Here is a 17,172-nt window from a genome sequence, read left to right on the forward strand (position 1 = left end):
TCTCCACCCCCCCACCCCCCCCACCCCCCCCCCCCCACCCCCCCCCCCCCCCCCCCCCCCCCCCCCCCCCCCCCCCCCCCCCCCCCCCCCCCCCCCCCCCGGGGCCGGTTTCCGTGTGCGCGGGGGAAGCATTCGGTTCACTCCCCCCGCCTCGATGCTCAGTCCTCGCCCTCGATCCGGCGCAGCCGCTCCGCGTCACAGGTCCGGGGGCAGGTCGTACAGGCGCGGGCCGCGTCCAGCGTGTAGTACATGCAGCAGCCGAGCCGGGTACGGGTCGGGTGCAGTTGTCCGGCGCGGTCCGCGAGCCGCCTGAAGTCGGCGCCGCCGGGGAAGGGCGCAATGGCGGTGGGGAGCACCTCGGTCGCCTCCCGCACGGCCCGGTCCTCCTCGCCCAGGACGCGGCCGAGGTACCAGATCCCGGAGACGAGGTCGTCGGCGGCCATGCCCCACAGGGCCCGTTCGCGGCGCCGGACCCGCGGTCCCATCGCGGCCAGCAGCGGCCGCACGTGGTCGGCGACGGCCGCCCGCAGCTCGGCGCGCAGCGCCTCCTCGCCGGCCACCACCCGGGCGCCCGGCAGACCCGCCGCCGGATCGCCGGGCAGGCAGGCGAACGCGGCCCCCGGCACGATCAGGTACGTGCCCGTCGAGAGGTCCGCGCGCACCTCGCTCGGGCGGATGCGCGGTACGCGCCGCTCCAGGTACCAGGCGCCGCTCATCAGCAGGCTGACGGACCAGAGGTAGTCGTGGAGCGCGCGCGACGCGGCCACGTCGGGGCGCGGCTCGTGCCCGTGCTCCGCCCGGATGCGGGCGGCCTCGGCGGCGACGAAGGCGTCCAAGGCCCCCGGGGAGGCGCCGAAGGCCTCCTGGTCCGCGGGGGGTTCCGCCGCTGCCGATGCCGGTGCCGCGGCCGCGGCGAGCTCCGCGCCGTCGATCCATCGTCCGGGCCGTGCGGCAGCGGTGGCCACCTGCACGCCCAACGCCTCGCAGGTGTCCGTGAGACGACCGTACGTCCGCGCGAGCACGGCGGCGGCGTCCAGGTCACGACGCTCGGGCAGCGCGATGCGCGGGACCGTGGTCATCGGTTCTCGATCAGGTGCGGCACGGAAACTCCGGTTACGGGAGAGTAGGTAAGGCTTACCTTAACCCAATGGCTTAGGATCATGGCATCACGCCATATCAGGCACCTTGAGCCCGAGTTGAGGCTAAGGGTTGGCTAACCTAAGCTGACCTTCGCCGGCGGATGGGAAATCCGTCGGCGCTGAGGCGTGCCGGAAAACAGTCGTCCGCTCACCCCCACTGCTCAGAATCTCGGAAGGGGCCCAGCCCAATGCGGTTGTACCTGCTCGCACTCAACCCCACGGACTCCGTCTCCGAGGGGTTCCTCCCGGCCGCGGCCCGGCTCGGCCTCGAGGTCACCGTCCTCACCGACCGGCCCGACGCGCACCGCCGGACGGCCCCGGACGTCGAGGTCCTGGAGTGCGACGTACGCGACTTCCGCGCTGTCATCACCCGGATATCGACCCACCACGCGCCCGACGCGGTGTTCACCAACAGCGACCACCTCCAGACCCAGGCGGCCCTGGCGGCCGACTACTTCGGCCTCCCCGCCAAGGACTGGCGGACGGCGCTGCGCGTCAAGGACAAGGCCCAGATGCGCCGCCACCTCGCCGCGAGCGGGCTGGACGCCGTCTGGTGCACCGAGCTGGCCCCCGGTCAGGACCCGGCCGGCCTCACCGCCCTGGACGTCCCCTACCCGTGCGTGGTCAAGCCCCGGGAAGGCGTGGCCAGCGAGGACGTGGTCCTGGTCGACGGGCCGGAGGACCTCGTCCTGCGCTGCAAGGAGATCCAGACCCGCCGCCCGGAGGCGTCGCTGGTCGTCGAGGAGTACCTGGCGGGCGACCTGTGCAGCCTGGAGACGCTCGGCGACGGGCAGGTCCGCCACGTGCTGGGCGGGTTCCGCACGCGGCTGTCGCCGCCCCCGTACTTCATCGAGCAGCGCTGCACCTTCGTCAGCGCCCACCCGGAACCGGTCACCCGGCAGGTCCTCGCCCAGCTCGACGCGCTCGGCGTCGGTTTCGGCATCTGCCACACCGAGTTCGTCGTGAAGGACGGCCGGGCCCGCATCATCGAGGTCAACTACCGGGCCATCGGCGACCAGGCCGACCTGATGCTCGCCCAGCTGCTGGACATCCCGCTGTTCGAGCACGTCCTGCGCACGCACCTGGGGGAGCCGCTGCCCGCGGACCTGGGCGCGCGCACGGACGGCGTCGCCCTGGTCGACAACCCCTGCGCCCAGAGCGCCGGCACGCTCACCGCCGCACCCGAGGCCGCCGACCTCGTCGTGGACGGGGTCGAGCTGACGTACCGGCCGCTGCGCGCGGTGGGCGAGCGGCACGACCTCTACCACACCAACCGCGACTTCATAGGCGCCCTGCGCGCGCTCGGCCGGAACACCGACCAGGAGACCGTCGACCGCGTCGTCGCCGACTTCCTCGCGGCCCAGCGCTGGGAGATCACCCCGTGAGCACGACCACCCCGGCCACCAGCGCCGTCCACACCGACACCACCGAGGCGGAGCTGCTGCTCCGCGTCCTCGGTGCGCTCCTGCGGGAGGACGTCGTCGGCCTGCGCACCCGCACCACCGCCGTCGACCGCACGGACGGCCGCTGGCTGCGGCTGCCCGCCGGCGACGGCGACGCCCTGCTCCTCCCGGTCGTCGAGGACGGCTACCAGAGCGTGTACGCCGCCCGGCTGCCGCTGCTCGCCCGGGAGTCCGACGGCCGCGAACTGACCACCCACGACGAGGTCCTCGACGCCCTGGGCGCGCTCGCCGACCCCGCCGACCGCGGCGGCTTCGACGCCTTCGCCGAAGAGTGCCGCCAGACCCTCGCCACCATGCGGCTGCACGCCGAGACCGCGGACGAGGTCGCCGCCGCCCTGGCCGCCTCCCCCCTCGCCGCCGGCGCCGACCCCGCCGACTGGACCGGTCTCACGGGCGGGCTCGCGTACGACACCCTCGCCGCGCGCCTCGACCACCCGGTGTACCCCACCGCGCGCGGCCGCTCCGGCCTCGACGAGAGCCGGCTGCGGGCCTACGCCCCGGAATTCCACCCGCGCTTCGCGCTGCGCTGGATCGCCGTGCCGCAGCAGGACCTGACGGTGGCCGGCGGCCCGGCCGCGCTGCCCGCCGTCTGGCCCACGCCGGGCGCGCTCGGCCTGCCCGAGCTCGACCACAGCCACCTCGCCCTGCCCGTCCACCCGCTGACCGTGGGCGCGCCGCTGCGCGAGGCCCTGAGCGCCGCGGGCCTGGCCGGCCGGGCCGTGCTCGCCGAGCGCCCGTACCTGGACGTCGTGCCCACGCTGTCCATGCGCACGGTCGCCGTCACCGACGACCCCACCCTGCACCTCAAGGTCCCGATGGCCACCGCCACCCTGGGACTGCGCAACCGCCGGATCATCCGGCCCGGCTTCCTCGCCGACGGGGTCGCGGGCCAGCGCCTGATCGAAGCCGTCGTCGCCCGCGAACCGCGGTTCCAGGGCGTGATCCTGCACGCCGACGAGACCGTCTACGCCCATGCCGGGCACGAGCTCCTCGCCGCGCTCTGCCGCCGCTACCCGGCCGGCCTCGAGAACGCCGTCGTCACCCCGCTCGCCGCACTCCTCGCCGAAGCCCCCGGCGGCCGGCTGCTGATCGACCACCTCGCCGACCGGTTCTACGGCGGCGACCCGATCGCCCTGTTCGACGCCTACCTCCGGCTCCTCCTCGACTGGCAGACGACCCTGTTCGGCTACGGCGTCGCCCTGGAGTCGCACCAGCAGAACGTCTCCCTCGTCCTCGACCGCGATCCGGCGGGCGACACCCGCGTGCGGCTGCTGTTCAAGGACGACGACGGCCCCCGCGTGAACCCGGCCCGGGTCCGCGCGGCGCTCGGCGCCGACGCCCCTCTCGGCTTCGACGACCCCCGCGCGTTCTGCGACGACGACCGCCCGCTCACCGACCTGTTCACCACGATCACCCTGCACCTGTGCGCCGGTTCGTACGCCTTCGGACTGGCCCGGCACGGCCGCGCCGCGGCGGGCACCCTGCTGGACCTCGTGCGCGACCGGCTCGCCGAGGCCGTCGAACGGCTCGGCACCCGACCGGGCGAGCCCGGCGCCACGCTGCGCGCCCACGTGCTGGACGCCGCGCAGCTGCCCATCAAGGCGATGGTCACCGCCGGAACCCTGCTCAGCAAGGAACGCTCGGGCGCCGCCGACATCAACAAGCACTACACCACCGGCCCCAACTACCTGCTGCGTCCGGAGGTTTCCCCGTGAGCGCCAGCGCTCCCCCGGACCGGCGCGAGGCGGCTGCCGCAGCCGCCGTCGAGCCGCAGCCCCGCCCGGCCCTGGGCCGCAGGCAGGTCCACGCGGTCGCCGGATGCTACTTCGTGGCCTCCTTCGCCGCGCTCGGCCTGCCGCCCTTCCTCACCGAGATCCTCCCGGAGCTCGGCGACCGCGACGCGAGCTGGGCCGGTGTGCTCTACATCGTCCCCACCGTCTTCGCGGCCGTCGGCGCCCCCCTGTGGGGCCGGCTCGCGGACCGGTTCGGCCGCAAGAGGCTGCTGCTGCGCGCCCAGTTGGGGCTGGCGCTCTCCTTCGTGCTGGCCGGCTGGGCCGACTCGATAGCCACCTTCACCGTGGCCCTGGTGCTCCAGGGCATCCTCGGCGGCACCTTCGCCGCGTCCAACGGATACCTGGGCGCCGCGCTGCAGGGCCCGGACCTGTCCAGAGCGCTCACCCTGATGCAGGGCGCCGCCCGGGCCGCGCTGGTCTTCGCACCGATCGTGGTGGGCAGCCTCTCGCCCTGGCTGTCCCCGCACCGCCAGTACGCCCTGCTCGCCGTCCTTCCGCTGACGGCCGCGCTGCTGATCGCCGCGCTGCCGGAATCCCGCGGCATGCCGGCGGAGCCCCGCAAGCCGGCCGCCGGGGCGCCGCCGGCCGAGGCCCCGGCCGCCGACGAGCCGGCGGCCGGGAAGCAGGAGGAGGACGCCAGCACCGAGCGCCCGACCTCCCTGCACGGCCTGTACGCCCTGGAGTTCGCCTTCGTCTTCTCCACGGTCATCTCCTTCCCGTACCTGATCTCCCTCATCGAGGACCGGATCCCCGGTACCTCCCCGGTGGTCTCCGGCGTGCTCTTCGCCCTGCCCCACCTGTGCTACCTCGCCGCCGCGATGTGGGTGCACTCGGCCTTCCACCGGCGCCCCCGCCTCGGAGTGACGCTCGGCTTCGCCTGCATAGCCCTCGGGCTGGCCGGGCACGGCCTGGCCCACTCGCTCGCCACGCTCGCCGCCGTCCGCCTGCTGCTGGGCGCGGGCCTCACCCTCGGCCTCGTCTGCCTGTCCGTGATGGCCTCCGACTGCGCCAAGGGCCGTGCGCCCGGCGGTCTGTTCGGCTCGATCGAATTCTTCTCCAAGGCCGGTGCGGTCGTCGCCGGCCTCGCCGCCGCCGCGGGCAACAGCCTGTACGGGCCTTCCGCGCCCGTACTGACCGGTACCGCCGTGGCGCTGCTCACGGTCTGCGCAACCGCCGCGCCGGCCCTGAACCTCCGCTCTCCCCGCTCTCTCCGCACCCGCTGGAGCCGTTGATGTCCCTGACCGATGCTTTCGGTACCGCCTCCGCCGCACCCTGCGCCGGCGTCGCCCCCTCCGCGGCTCCGGCCGGGCTGCCCACGGCCGATGAGGCAGTCGCCCACACGCTGCTGAACTGCCTGCTGCGCGAGTTGTCCGGACCGGAACACCAGACCGCGGTCGCGGACGGCCACCTGATGCTGTGGCTGCCCCGCCGCGGGGTAGTGCTGCGCGCCGCCCTGCGCCGTACCTCGCTGCTGGGCGCGCACCGTTTCACCGGACCGGTGCGGGAGCAGCAGGACGGCGGCTGGGCCGAGGTCGGCTGGCGCCGCCTCGCCGAGTACGTGCAGGACGAGCTGGCCCTGCGGACCGACGTGCGCAACGAGGAGTTCCTGGAGCAGATCGCCTCCAGCCACCAGGCCGTGTCGGCCGCGCTCGCCGTACGCGCCGAGCGGCCCTCCACGGGCACCGTGGTCGGGGACGGCGACGGGCTCGCCGCCTACCTGGAGTCCGAGCAGTCGCTCCTCTTCGGCCACCGCTTCCACCCCACCCCCAAGGCCCGTACCGGCGACACCGCGTCCTGGCTCGCGTACGCCCCCGAGACCGGCGCCTCCTTCCGGCTGCGCCACCTCGCCGTCCGTGAGCACCTGGTCGCCGAGGAGACCGCCGCCGAGGGCGCGGCGCAGGCCCTGGACCGGCTGCGCGCCGATGTGCCCGAGGGGTACCGACTGCTGCCCGCGCACCCGTGGCAGTACGAGATGCTGCGCGAACACCCCGGGTTCCAGGCGGCGTTCGACCGCGGGGACATCCTGGACCTGGGCCTCGCGGGCAAGCCGTTCGCCGCCACCGCCTCGGTGCGCACGCTGTACGACGGAGCCACCTTCCTCAAGTTCAGCCTCAACATCCGCATCACCAACTGTCTGCGGAAGAACGCGAGTTACGAACTCTCCGGTGCGGTGGCACTGACCCGCCTGCTGGGCCCGGTCCTCGCCGACCTGGAGACCCGCTTCCCCGGCACCGCCATGCTCCGCGAGCCCGCCTACCGCAGCCTCGCCCTGCCCGGCCCCGACGGCGCCCCGGACCGCTCCCTCCTCGAGGGATTCGGCGTGATCGTCCGCGAGGGGCTGCTCGCCCGGCTCATGCCCGGCACCACCCCGCTGCTCGCCGCGGCCGTCGCCGACGAGTACCCGACCGGCCCCGGGCACATCTCCCGCCTGCTCGCGGACTCCTCCGCGCAGACCGCGCTCGACTGGTGGACGGCGTACCTGGAGCTGCTCCTCCCGCCGGTCATGGCCGCGTACTTCGACCACGGACTCGTCCTCGAACCGCACCTGCAGAACGTCGTCGTCTGCGTCGACGAGGAGGGCATGCCGGCGCAGGTCCTGTTCCGCGACCTGGAGGGAACCAAGCTGGTTCCCGAACAGCACGCGGACCTCCTCGCGTCCCTGCCGGCCGAGGTCGCGGGCCCGATGACGTACGACGCCCAGCGCGGCTGGGACCGGGTCGTGTACTGCCTGCTGGTCAACCACGTCGCCGAGGTGCTCGCCGCCCTCGCCGACCTGCACCCGCAGTCCGAGGGCGCGCTGTGGGCCGAGGTCCGCGCCACGCTCCAGACGTACGCCGACCTGAACGGCTGCCCGCCGCGGCTGGCCGCCCTGCTCGCCGGGGTGCCGCTGCCCGCCAAGGCCAACCTGCTCACCCGCTGGGAGCGCAAGGCCGACCGCGACGCCGGCTACGTCCGGCTGGCCTCTCCGCTCGCCGAGGACGTGCTGTCCCAGGCCCTGCGGCAGGACGCCGACGACGACCTCGACCACGACACCCGGAGCGCCCGATGACCCTGCCCACCGCTGCGGTGCGCGACCGCCTCCTCGCCCTCGACGGCACCGAACTCCCCGCCTACCTCTACGACCTGACCGCCCTGGCCGAGCACGCCGCAGCCGTCCGGGCCGCGCTCCCGGAGCGGGTCGAGCTGTACTACGCGGCCAAGGCCAACCCGGAGGCGGAGATCCTGGCCGCCCTCGGCCCGTACGTCGACGGCTACGAGGTCTCCTCCGGCGGCGAACTGGCCCACGTGGCCAAGGCGGTGCCGGGCCGCCCGCTGGCCTTCAGCGGCCCGGGCAAGACCCCTGCCGAGCTGGCGGCCGCCCTCGAGCTGGGCGTGGAGCGCTTCCACGTCGAGAGCCTGCACGAACTCCGCGTGCTGGCCGCTCTCGCCGCGCGCACCGCGCCCGGCGACGGGCCCGTACCCGGAGTCCTGCTGCGCTTCAACCTGCCCCTGGCCGCCGCCTCCCTCGAAGGCAGCTCGCTGGCCATGGGAGGCCGCCCGACCCCCTTCGGCCTCGACCCGGCCGAGGCCGACACGGCCGTCCGCCTGCTCACCGACGGCACCTGCCCGCAGCTGCGGCTGCTGGGCGTGCACGCCCACCTGGCCAGCGGCCTCGACGCCGCGGAGCAGCTGGCGGTGGCCGAGTCGGTCGTCACCTGGGCCGACGGCCTCGCGGCCCGCCACCGCATCCGCCTGACCGAGGTGAACGTGGGCGGCGGCATGAGCGTCGACTACGCCGCCCCGGAGCAGCGCTTCGACTGGACGGCGTACGGAGCCGGCCTCGCCCGCCTCACGTCCTCCCACCCCGAGCTCACCCTGCGCATCGAGCCGGGGCGCTCGCTCACCGCCTACTGCGGCTGGTACGCCACGGAGGTGCTGGACGTGAAGCACAGCCACGGCGAGGAGTTCGCGGTGGTCCGCGGCGGCACCCACCACATGCGCACTCCGGCGACCAAGGGGCACGACCAGCCCTGTGCGGTCCTGCCCGTGGCCGAGTGGCCCCACCCCTGGCCCCGGCCGGCCGCCACCGCGGACCGGGTCACCCTCACCGGCCAGCTCTGCACCCCGAAGGACCTGCTGTCCCGCAACGTGCCCGCCCCCGGGCTGCGCGCCGGTGACCGCGTGGCCTTCGCCCTCGCGGGCGCCTACGCATGGAACATCTCGCACCACGACTTCCTGATGCACCCGCACCCCGGCTTCCACTTCCTCACGCCGGAGTCGACGGCGTAGCGGCGCCGGGTGGGAGGGTCCGCCCGCCGACGGGCGCCCCCTCCCACCCTGCTTCGACATGTGTCAACATAGACATATGTCGAATGTGAAGGTGCTGCCGCTGCTGGAGCCGGATGCCGTCGTGCCGTGCTGCCCCCCGCTGACCGAGCGCCCGCTGACCGCGGACGAGGCCGAGCGCACGGCGGCGATGTTCAAGGCCCTGGGCGACCCGGTCCGGCTGCGGCTCTTCTCGGCCGTCGCCTCCCACGAGGGCGGCGAGGCGTGCGTCTGCGACATCTCCGACGTCGGCGTCTCCCAGCCGACCGTCTCCCACCACCTGAAGAAGCTCAAGGAGGCCGGGCTGCTTTCCTCCGAGCGGCGCGGCACCTGGGTGTTCTACCGCGTGGAACCCGCCGTCATCGCGGCCATGGGCGCCCTGCTGAGCGGCGCGGCCAAGGGCGCCTGACCCGGCGGGCGCGCAGCGGCCGCGCCGCTCGCGGCCGCTGCGTCGCTGACCCGCGGGTTCTGTGCTGAGCTGGAGGTGTCCGCGGGCAACGCGCCCAGGGGAGGCACGCCATGCCGCACGTCCACCTCGACACACCCGCGCCGACCCGGCCCGGGGTCCTGCTGCCCCGACGGGACCTGGCGGTCGCGTGGACGCTGCTGGTGCTGATCGCCGTACTCGCGTGGCTGCTCACGATCGGGCAGTCCCGCCAGATGGGCATGGAGCCCGGCACCATGGGCCTGGCGCTGCCGCTCTTCCTGCTGCTGTGGGTGGTCATGATGGCGGCGATGATGCTGCCCTCGGTGGCCCCGGTCGCCATCACCTGGGTACGGGGGATCAGCCGGCGCTCGGCAGGCCCGGCCCGTGCACTGCACATCGCCGAGTTCCTCGGCGGCTATCTGCTGGCCTGGACCGGCTTCGGGCTGCTCGTGTACGGGGCGCTGGCGGTGACCGGGCGCCTGGTGGACGGCAACCCGGGGGCGGGGCGCTGGATCGGGGCCGGGGCCTTCCTCCTGGCGGGGCTGCACCAGTTCGGGCCGTTGAAACGGGTCTGCCTGCGGCATTGCCGCAATCCGATGTTCCAGCTGCTGCGGTACTCGCGGTTCCGGCCCTGGGCCAAGGACCTGCGGGTGGGCGCGCACCACGGCCTCTACTGCGTCGGCTGCTGCTGGGGGCTGATGATCGTCCTGATTCCGCTCGGCGTCATGAACGTGGCGGCCATGGCGGCCGTGGCCGTGGTGATCTTCCTGGAGAAGCTGTGGCGACAGGGCCCCTGGCTCACCTGGGCCGTCGGGATCGCCTTCCTCGTCCTGGCGGTTCTCGCACCCTTCCAGGACTGGCTGCTGCCGGGCCTGGAGAACGCTCCCCCGATGGAGGAGACACAGATGCACCGGATGACGGGCCGGTTCTGAGGGCCTCCCCCGCGGCCTTCCCCGTGGCCGCCCGCCGGCAGCTGAAGAATCCGGCACTGGAGACACAGAACGGCACGAAGAAGTTGACGGCCACCCGTACGGCCGTGGCCGCGTCGGCGTCGCCCGACGCGAGCACCGATCCCTGGTTGACCAGGGACAGCAGCAGGCCGACGACGAGCGCGATCGGCACACACCGGGACAGCGACGCCCGGGAGAACACGCTCGGCAGCAGGCGGGGCGGCGCCGGCGTCGCGGGAGGAGGCACGTACCGTCCTCCTCCCGTGTTCAGCGGACTGGCCGCACTAGCCACGTCCCACGGGCGCGCCCTCGGGCTGCTCGCTGGAGAACGTGTACGCGGACTGCTCGCCGTACACCGGCTCGAAGGACAGGCCGAAGGCGCTCGACGTGCCGGTCGTACGGCCCAGGGTGAACTCCTGCGCGAATCCGAACATGGCGTTCTTCATCGTCGTGGGGCCTCCGTCGGGACCCCGGAGCGGCTCGAACGCGAGCTCGGTCTTCCCGCCCACGCTGAGCCGGGGCTCCTCGCCGTCCGTCAGGGAGACGCTCGCCCGCTCCACGCCGAGGTACTCGCCGTAGAACTGGGACAGTTCGCCGAAGGCTCCGCCTTCCCGCCCGGACAGGATGCGCTCCAGCGCATCGACCTGTGCGTCGCTGGCACCCTCGTCGACGACGATCCCGACCTTCCAGTTCCCGGCCGTCAGGTGGGAGGGGAAGTGGTTGTAGAAGGCGAACGTCACCCCGGACAGGTCCACGTCGTCCAAGCGGCCGTCCGCCACATGGAAAGCGGCGCACCCGAGGCATTCCTCACGTCCCTGCGGGTCGTGCGGCTGCGCGTCGACGGCGCACCCGCAGACCACCGCGCATGAGCAACCAGCCAGGTAGTTGCCCGAGATACTCCACGTCATGACTGCTCCCGATCCCTGGATGGATTCCACCGCCCGACGGTGCGGACGGCGCCGGCGCCTTCGGCGGCGGGCGGGGAGCGGGCGGACCACACGGGCGCGCTGCGGGCCGCGGAGCCGGGGCTGACCCCGGCAGCGGCGGCGTACGCCGGCCCGCTGCCCCGGCCGGTGAGCGCTTCCAGCGCAATGGCAGCATGCATGTCCGCCTCGCCTGCGCGGACCGTTCCGGTCCGCGGGGGCAGCCCTTCCCTTCAAGGCTAGGCGTGCCCGAGACCGGTGTACAGATCACCCGGGCCCGGTCGCGCCGCACCGCCCGGCGCTCCGATCGGCGCGACACGCCCGCCCGAATTGCGGTGGATCGCCGGCCCGGTCGACGAGGATCGCCGTGCGCAGGTCCGCTCCCGGCGCCGGCCCGGTCAGGTCCGCTGCCCTTCCCACCTCGCCGGAGTCACGATGGCACCGCTCTCGGCCCCACCTCGCCCCCGCCGCTCCCGAGCGTCGCTCCTGCCGGTCCTGCTTCCCCTCGCGGTCCTGATCGTGGTGGCGGTGGCCGTGGGGTCGTGGCTGCAGTTCACCGAGCGGGAGGCGATCGACACGGTCCACACGGTCGGATCCTCGGCCGCCGACCGGGTGGACGTGGAGGCCACCGTCCAGTACGTGGACGCCGCCGCCAGGGAACTGGTGCTGCGGGTCCGGGTCACCCCTCGAGGGGCCCTCGGCGAGGAGGAGGGCATCGCCCCGGTGGCCGATCTCAGCCTCCAGACCTCCGTTGCGACCCTCGGCGACCTGGCCTTCCAGGCGCACGAGCGGCTCACGACGAGAGACGTGCAAGTCGCGCTCACGGACGGATCGATCAGCGACTACCCGTTCGACACCTACGAGACCGACATCGGGTTCAGGGCTCTGCTGGCCGGCAAGCAGGTGCCGGTGCGGATGCTGTTCTCCAACAACGACACGCTCTTCTCGATCTCCGCGACTCCCGCGCCCTCCCGCCAGGCCGCCGTCGTGGGGCTGGACCTGACCCGGTCGGGCAGTCTCCTCGTCTTCGCCCTCTTCATGATGGTGGTGATGTGGGCGCTGGCCGGGTCCGTGCTCATCGGGGCCTGGTACCTGACCACCCGCGGCCAGGGCCTGGTCTGGCCCGCCCTGGCCTGGATGGCCGCCACCCTGTTCGCGCTCGCGGCCTTCCGCAACACCGCCCCCGGCACGCCCCCGATCGGCTGCGTGCTGGACTGGTTCGCCTTCCTGTGGGCCGAGACGGTCATCGCCCTCTGCCTGATCGCCGTGGTCATCACCGGCGTTCGCAGCGCCCTGCACCCGGACGAGCCCGACCACCCCTAGGGAGCGTCCGGGATCTGTTCGAGAACCGCCGTGTAGAGGGGCCGTTTGTCGGGACGGGCACGGGCGGCGGCGTTCCTGAGGGCGGGGACCGCCGGGGAGCCCATGGCGATGAGCCCCTCGGCCGCGGTCGTACGGACGGCGCGATGGGAGTGCTCCAGCAGTCCGGCGACGGCGGGGAGCGCGGGTGTCCAGCTCGCGTGGCAGAGGGTCCGGATCGCCGTGCGCACCAGGTCCGGCTGGGGGTCGTCGAGCAGGATCGACGTGTGGTGCAGGTAGGTCTGCCGGTCCAGCATCGTCCGCGAGGTCCGGTGGGCGTGCAGGCGGATCCCGGGTCTGGGGTGGTGCAACAGTGCACCGATCAGGGCCTCCAGGGCGGGGTCCTGGTCAGCGTCCGGGCCGCGGTGTCCCTCGGCCAGTCGCGTGAGTGCCCGGCGTATCCGCACCGGGTCGCCGGTACGGGCCAGGTCCAGCAGCTCTTGCCGGGACGGGCTGTGGGCCGGTCCTGTCGACGCGGGCCGGGGGCGCTCGCGGAGCGCCTCCAGCGCGGCGGCGTCCTGCCGTACGGTGTCCGGGCGGCGCAGCGGACCGTCGACGAGGAGCAGCCCGTCCGCGAGGTCGTCCCGTCCTTCGGCGCGCAGCCGCCGGCGGGTCCGCGCCAGGGCGGGGGTGCGCAGCAGGGGACGCCCGCGGAGCAGGCCGAGGAACCCCCAGGCGCCGGAGTCGAGGCGGTCGCCGAGGCGCTCCGCCAGCAGGTCGGCGGGTACCCGGCGCAGCGCACGCCCGGCTGCGGAGCTGCCGGACGGCGGGTCGTGCTCCCACCATTCCAGCAGGAGCGGGACCAGCGGCTCCAGGTCCGCCGGGTCGACGCGGCTCGCCGCGAGGGCCACCCTGTCGTGCAGGACCTCGTCCGCGCGCAGTTCCGTCTCGCCGATGGCGCTCAGCGCGCGGGCCAGGCCGACCCCGACGGGTACGTCGATCCGCCCGTGCAGGAACGCCCGGAGCACGGGGAGCCGGGCCTCGGGCTCGGGCCACTCCAGGAGCGCCAGGGCCGCGGTGTGCCGGCGGTCGGGCGCGTCCGAGCGCAGCATGGCCAGCAGGCGCTCCCGCAGTGCCCTCGAACGGGGCTGGTCGAGGTCGTCGGTCCGCACGGTCCGCGGCGGCGGCGCCGGCCTGCGGGCGGTCTCGGTGAGGGTCCAGGGTGGTGCGTCGAGGGGCTGGACGTCCGTCATCCAGTCGATGAGGGCGGCACGTACCTCGGGGCCGGCAGCGGCGTAGACCTCGATCAGTGCGGTCAGGCGGTCCCGGGAGCCGGGGATGCCGTCGTGCTGCCGGGAGGACCGGCGGAATTCCTCCAGGGCGCCCGGTGTGCGCACCGCGTCAGCCAGCGCGGCCCGCCACCGCTCGACTCCGAAGGCCTCGGCGGCCTCGGCCGGCGCGGTGGCTGCGACGGATTGCGGGGGTGCGGCGAAGGCCTCGCGCAGCACGGCGGTCTCGGCCTGCCAGGGGTCGGCGCCCAGCCGGGCCGAAGCCAGGGCCTGCTCCAGGTCGGCGCGGACCAGCACCGCGCCGAGGCTGCGCAGCAGCGTCAGTGTGGAGCGGCTTCCGGCGGGAGCGGCGGGTGCGGCGGGCAGCGCGCGTACCGCGTCGGCCACGGCCGGCCGCACAGCCGCGGGCAGGGTCGGCGCGAGCGCTTCGAGTACGGCGAGGAGGTCGTTCCGGTCCGCGGCCGGGGCCTCGGCGAGCCCGTCGAGCAGGACCCCGGTGAACCGGGCGAAGGTCGTCCGTTCCTCGGGCGTCCACGGTGCGGGGCAGAGCCGGAGCGTGAGCCGCAGTACGCGGCCTCGGACAGCGGGCTCGGCGTCGGCCAGGCCGAGCCAGTGCGGCAGCAGGGGCCGCAGGAGCCGCAGCTGGGCGGGGTGCGGCGGTTCGTGCCGTTCGGCGATGCGCAGGGCGACCGCCGGGTTCCAGCCCTCCGCCGTCAGCGACCCCACGTCGGGGTCCGCTGCACCGTCCAGCGCCGGCCGCGGCGCGGCGGACGCGGTGATGCCGTGCCCGGCCATGGCCGCGCGCAGGTCCCCGACCGTCCCGGAAGCGAGGCCGACGCGACCGTTCGCCACCAGGGCGAGCAGGGTCGGTGCGGCCCGCGATGCCTGCTCGTCCAGGGCGAGGACCGAGCGCGCCGTCAGCGTGCGGTCGAGGCCTTCCAGCAGCAGTCCGCGGGCGCGGTCGTCTTCGCTGTGTTCGGCGGCGGCGAGGACGGTCGCCGGGTACGCGTCTTCGAGGATGGCCCGCAGCGCCTCGATGAGCGTGCCCCGCAGGCCCGGATTGTCGTGGTGTCCGAGCCAGAAGAGCAGTGCCGGTACGGCCAAGGGCGTGCCCGCACGGACCAGAACGCCGGCGGCGGTCTTCTTGATGTTCATGTTCGGATGGCCGAGGCATGCGGCGATGGCGCCGGAGGCCCAGCGGGCTCGCGCGTGGCCGAGGGCGAGCAGCGCCTGCCGGACGGTCTGGACGTCCTGCGCCGCGGTCAGCGCGATCAAGGTCGCCGACAGCGCCTGCGCGTCGTCCCCCGTGGCGTCGCGGGCGAGCAACGCGATCGCGTGCTTGCGTACGTGCCGGTCGCGGTGCCGCAGCAGGCGGTGCGCGCGGGCACGGGTGCGCGCGTAGGGGGCTCGGAGCAGGAGTTCGAGCAGGATCGCCTGCTCGCCGCTCGACAGTGCGGGCCGGTCCAGCAGATCCAGTGCCATGGTCGCGACGAGTGCGTGTCCGGCCTCGCGGGCGGTCGTCGCGTCGAGCAGGCAGGACGGCCTGATCCGTCCCCGCTCGTGGAGGCGCCGGCCCAGGCCGTGTACGGCGTCCAGGACCTCCTGGGGCACGGCGGGCTCCCCGGCCGGCTGTCCGCTTTCGGGTCGTGGGGCGCCTGCGCCCGTCTCCCCCGCCTCCCCCGCGGCCGCCAGCTCGGCCACGATGCGCAGGAGCAGGTCCGCGATGACCGGCAGGGTGCCGGCGCCGCCGTGGGCGGCCAGCCGGCACAGGGCCGCGACCGGCTCGTCCGGGTCCAGGTGAGAACTGAGGAGGGCCAGTTCCTGCTCGTCCGGGCCGCCGAGATCCATCGCGAGGCGAGCCGGCAGATCGGCGGGGTCGAGGCGGACGAGGAGGGCGCGCCGCTGTGACGGATCGTGGGTCAGATGCCACAGCACCTCCAGGGCGCGGTGGCGCACCGCGCGCAGATGCGGCGCGATCACGCCGGCCCCGTCATCCGGGGCGAGACCGAGCCCTTCCCGCAGCGCGGTCGTCGTCCGGTGCCCGCCGATGGCCTCCAGAGCGTCCAGGGCCGCTGCGGGCGCCGAGGGCAGGACGGCGAGCACGGCGTCTTCGGCGTCCGCATGGCGCAGCGTACGGATCGCGTCGAGAAACGCCCCCGGCGCGGGAGCGGAGGGGAGGACCCGTGTGATCGCGTCCCCGATCGGCAGCTCCCCCGCCCCTTGTGCGGCCAGGGCCACCAGCAGCGCGAGCCGCCGCGGCCAGCTCGGATCATCGGCGGCCACGTCCACCAGTGCGCGGAGCATCGCCTCTCGGCAGGTGAACAGGATCGTCGCGACCTCGTGCGCAGGAATCGAGTGATCGGCCAGGGCGAGGCCGATGATGGGCGCGACGTGCGGTCCGTCCGGGAAGTGCCCGCGCCGGTGGAGGCCGCGCAGGCAGGTCACCGCCGGCCCGCCGAACAGGAGCGGGTCGCGTACGGCGACGGCCGTCAGCGCGCCGATGTCACCGCGGTCCGCGAGGTCACCGAGCAGCTCCAGCGCGCGCCGCCGAAGAGCCGGTGGCAGATCCGGATCGTCGATGACCTGGCGCAGCAGGTCGCGGTGTCCGTGATGGGCCGCGGCCGCGAGTGCGGCCCCGGCCGCCCCGGGTCGTGTGAGCACCGAATCGGCAGTGAGGAAGGGGGACAGGCATGCCGACGGCAAGGGGTCCAACGCCGCCCAGGGCTCGGTGAGTTCGGTGAGCACGGCGGCGGCGAGGTCTGCGCTGTCGACCCCGAGGAGGCTGATCAGGTGGTCGCGGACCCGGGCGGGTGCCAGCAGGCCGGCGTGCAGGCCCTGCCGGGCCAGCCGCAGCGCCTCGGCCTGCAACACCGGGTCACCGCTGTGCACCAGCTCGTTCACGAGGTGCTCGGGCCGGTGGGCGCGGGTGGCGGTGGTTTCCCGCACGGCCTGGTACAGCAGTTCGCCCGGAGACTCCTTCCGGATCACCTCCGGCTCGTTCAGAAGCTCCGCGCGCAGCCAGGCGATCCGTACCCGTACCGGCAGTTCGGCCGTACGCCACGACGGCCGGCGGCGCCCCCGCAGGTACGGCCCCAGGTGTTCATGGAGCCGCGCCAGGACGAGCGCCGCCTCCGGCGGTCCCTCCACCGAGTCCGGCAACAGGGCCGCGAACTCCGCCATTTCGGACGGGGCGCCGGACTCCGGTCCCGGCGTGACGCGCTCGGCCAGGAGGACCAGCCCCAGGTGCCGCAGTCGGGGTTCCTCGTGCCGGATGAGACGTCCGAGGTCGGCGGGCGGGCAGCGCTTCGCGTCGAGGCTTCCGGCCGCCCGGCCGGCGGCGGCTCGACGCACGGCGTCCAGGAAGGGCTGGTCTCCCGGCGTCATCACCGTCGGATGCTAACCGGGACGTTCCCGTCCCCACCAGCAGGATTCCGCCGCGACCGGCTCGGCTAGGGGGTGAGGCCGAGTTCCCCGCGGCGCGCGGTGATCCGGCGTCCCAGGCCGGTCCGGCGGCAGGCACCTCGCCGGTGCGGGGTGCGGACGTGCTCCTGTTCATGACCCTCACGACCTTGGCCGGTCCCCCG

11 protein-coding genes are annotated in these 17,172 nt (G+C 74.4%); 8 read left to right on the plus strand and 3 right to left on the minus strand.

All coding sequences use genetic code 11. The features are described from left to right. Nucleotides 1–158: 158 nt before the first annotated feature. Entirely contained in the window at nucleotides 159–1,079 is a 921-nt protein-coding gene (locus ACZ6I1_RS31355; protein WP_469292282.1) for a (2Fe-2S)-binding protein, read from the minus strand. A gap of 248 nt (nucleotides 1,080–1,327) precedes the next feature. Between ACZ6I1_RS31355 and ACZ6I1_RS31360 the strand changes: the two genes are divergently transcribed. The 7 genes from ACZ6I1_RS31360 (at nucleotide 1,328) to ACZ6I1_RS31390 (ending at nucleotide 10,059) form a co-directional block, all read left to right on the plus strand. After that, nucleotides 1,328–2,524, plus strand: a complete 1,197-nt coding sequence (locus tag ACZ6I1_RS31360) for an ATP-grasp domain-containing protein (RefSeq protein ID WP_469292283.1) — start codon at nucleotides 1,328–1,330, stop codon at nucleotides 2,522–2,524. After that, the gene (locus ACZ6I1_RS31365; RefSeq protein ID WP_469292284.1) at nucleotides 2,521–4,317 is read left to right on the plus strand and encodes an IucA/IucC family protein; all 1,797 of its coding nucleotides are present in this window, start codon (nucleotides 2,521–2,523) and stop codon (nucleotides 4,315–4,317) included. The genes ACZ6I1_RS31360 and ACZ6I1_RS31365 overlap by 4 nt, the downstream gene beginning before the upstream one ends. Nucleotides 4,318–4,388: 71 nt before the next feature. Further along, nucleotides 4,389–5,627, plus strand: a complete 1,239-nt coding sequence (locus tag ACZ6I1_RS31370; RefSeq protein WP_469292316.1) for an MFS transporter — start codon at nucleotides 4,389–4,391, stop codon at nucleotides 5,625–5,627. Next, nucleotides 5,627–7,444 carry an IucA/IucC family protein gene (locus ACZ6I1_RS31375; RefSeq protein ID WP_469292285.1) on the plus strand — a complete coding sequence of 606 codons (1,818 nt, stop codon included), beginning with the start codon at nucleotides 5,627–5,629 and terminating at the stop codon, nucleotides 7,442–7,444. The genes ACZ6I1_RS31370 and ACZ6I1_RS31375 overlap by 1 nt, the downstream gene beginning before the upstream one ends. Continuing rightward, on the plus strand, nucleotides 7,441–8,664 hold the full coding sequence (locus ACZ6I1_RS31380; RefSeq protein WP_469292286.1) for a type III PLP-dependent enzyme: 1,224 nt from the start codon (nucleotides 7,441–7,443) through the stop codon (nucleotides 8,662–8,664). The genes ACZ6I1_RS31375 and ACZ6I1_RS31380 overlap by 4 nt, the downstream gene beginning before the upstream one ends. Before the next feature lie 76 nt (nucleotides 8,665–8,740). Further along, nucleotides 8,741–9,109: an ArsR/SmtB family transcription factor gene (locus tag ACZ6I1_RS31385; RefSeq protein WP_469292287.1), complete on the plus strand. Its 369-nt coding sequence runs from the start codon at nucleotides 8,741–8,743 to the stop codon at nucleotides 9,107–9,109. A gap of 110 nt (nucleotides 9,110–9,219) precedes the next feature. Further along, complete coding sequence (locus ACZ6I1_RS31390; RefSeq protein ID WP_469292288.1) at nucleotides 9,220–10,059, plus strand: DUF2182 domain-containing protein; 840 nt, start codon at nucleotides 9,220–9,222, stop codon at nucleotides 10,057–10,059. 302 nt (nucleotides 10,060–10,361) lie between these two features. On the opposite strand, the gene ACZ6I1_RS31395 is transcribed toward ACZ6I1_RS31390, so the two are convergent. After that, complete coding sequence (locus ACZ6I1_RS31395; RefSeq protein WP_469292289.1) at nucleotides 10,362–10,985, minus strand: DUF1326 domain-containing protein; 624 nt, start codon at nucleotides 10,983–10,985, stop codon at nucleotides 10,362–10,364. 450 nt (nucleotides 10,986–11,435) lie between these two features. Here ACZ6I1_RS31395 and ACZ6I1_RS31400 point away from each other — a divergent pair, with 450 nt between their 5' ends. After that, the gene (locus tag ACZ6I1_RS31400) at nucleotides 11,436–12,323 is read left to right on the plus strand and encodes a DUF4436 family protein (protein ID WP_469292290.1); all 888 of its coding nucleotides are present in this window, start codon (nucleotides 11,436–11,438) and stop codon (nucleotides 12,321–12,323) included. Here ACZ6I1_RS31400 and ACZ6I1_RS31405 read toward each other — a convergent pair. Continuing rightward, nucleotides 12,320–16,972, minus strand: coding sequence for a HEAT repeat domain-containing protein (locus ACZ6I1_RS31405; RefSeq protein WP_469292291.1), 4,653 nt, complete (start codon nucleotides 16,970–16,972; stop codon nucleotides 12,320–12,322). The two genes, ACZ6I1_RS31400 and ACZ6I1_RS31405, sit on opposite strands and share 4 nt — an antisense overlap. Between the last annotated feature and the right edge of the window lie 200 nt (nucleotides 16,973–17,172).

The sequence above is a fragment of the Streptomyces sp. NPDC046303 genome, from assembly GCF_055588085.1.

Coding starts and splice junctions, on each gene's coding strand:
- ACZ6I1_RS31355 (WP_469292282.1), bottom strand. CDS start 1,079: ATGACCACGGTCCCGCGCATCGCGCTGCCCGAGCGTCGTGACCTGGAC.
- ACZ6I1_RS31360 (WP_469292283.1), top strand. CDS start 1,328: ATGCGGTTGTACCTGCTCGCACTCAACCCCACGGACTCCGTCTCCGAG.
- ACZ6I1_RS31375 (WP_469292285.1), top strand. CDS start 5,627: ATGTCCCTGACCGATGCTTTCGGTACCGCCTCCGCCGCACCCTGCGCC.
- ACZ6I1_RS31380 (WP_469292286.1), top strand. CDS start 7,441: ATGACCCTGCCCACCGCTGCGGTGCGCGACCGCCTCCTCGCCCTCGAC.
- ACZ6I1_RS31385 (WP_469292287.1), top strand. CDS start 8,741: ATGTCGAATGTGAAGGTGCTGCCGCTGCTGGAGCCGGATGCCGTCGTG.
- ACZ6I1_RS31390 (WP_469292288.1), top strand. CDS start 9,220: ATGCCGCACGTCCACCTCGACACACCCGCGCCGACCCGGCCCGGGGTC.
- ACZ6I1_RS31395 (WP_469292289.1), bottom strand. CDS start 10,985: ATGACGTGGAGTATCTCGGGCAACTACCTGGCTGGTTGCTCATGCGCG.
- ACZ6I1_RS31400 (WP_469292290.1), top strand. CDS start 11,436: ATGGCACCGCTCTCGGCCCCACCTCGCCCCCGCCGCTCCCGAGCGTCG.
- ACZ6I1_RS31405 (WP_469292291.1), bottom strand. CDS start 16,972: ATGACGCCGGGAGACCAGCCCTTCCTGGACGCCGTGCGTCGAGCCGCC.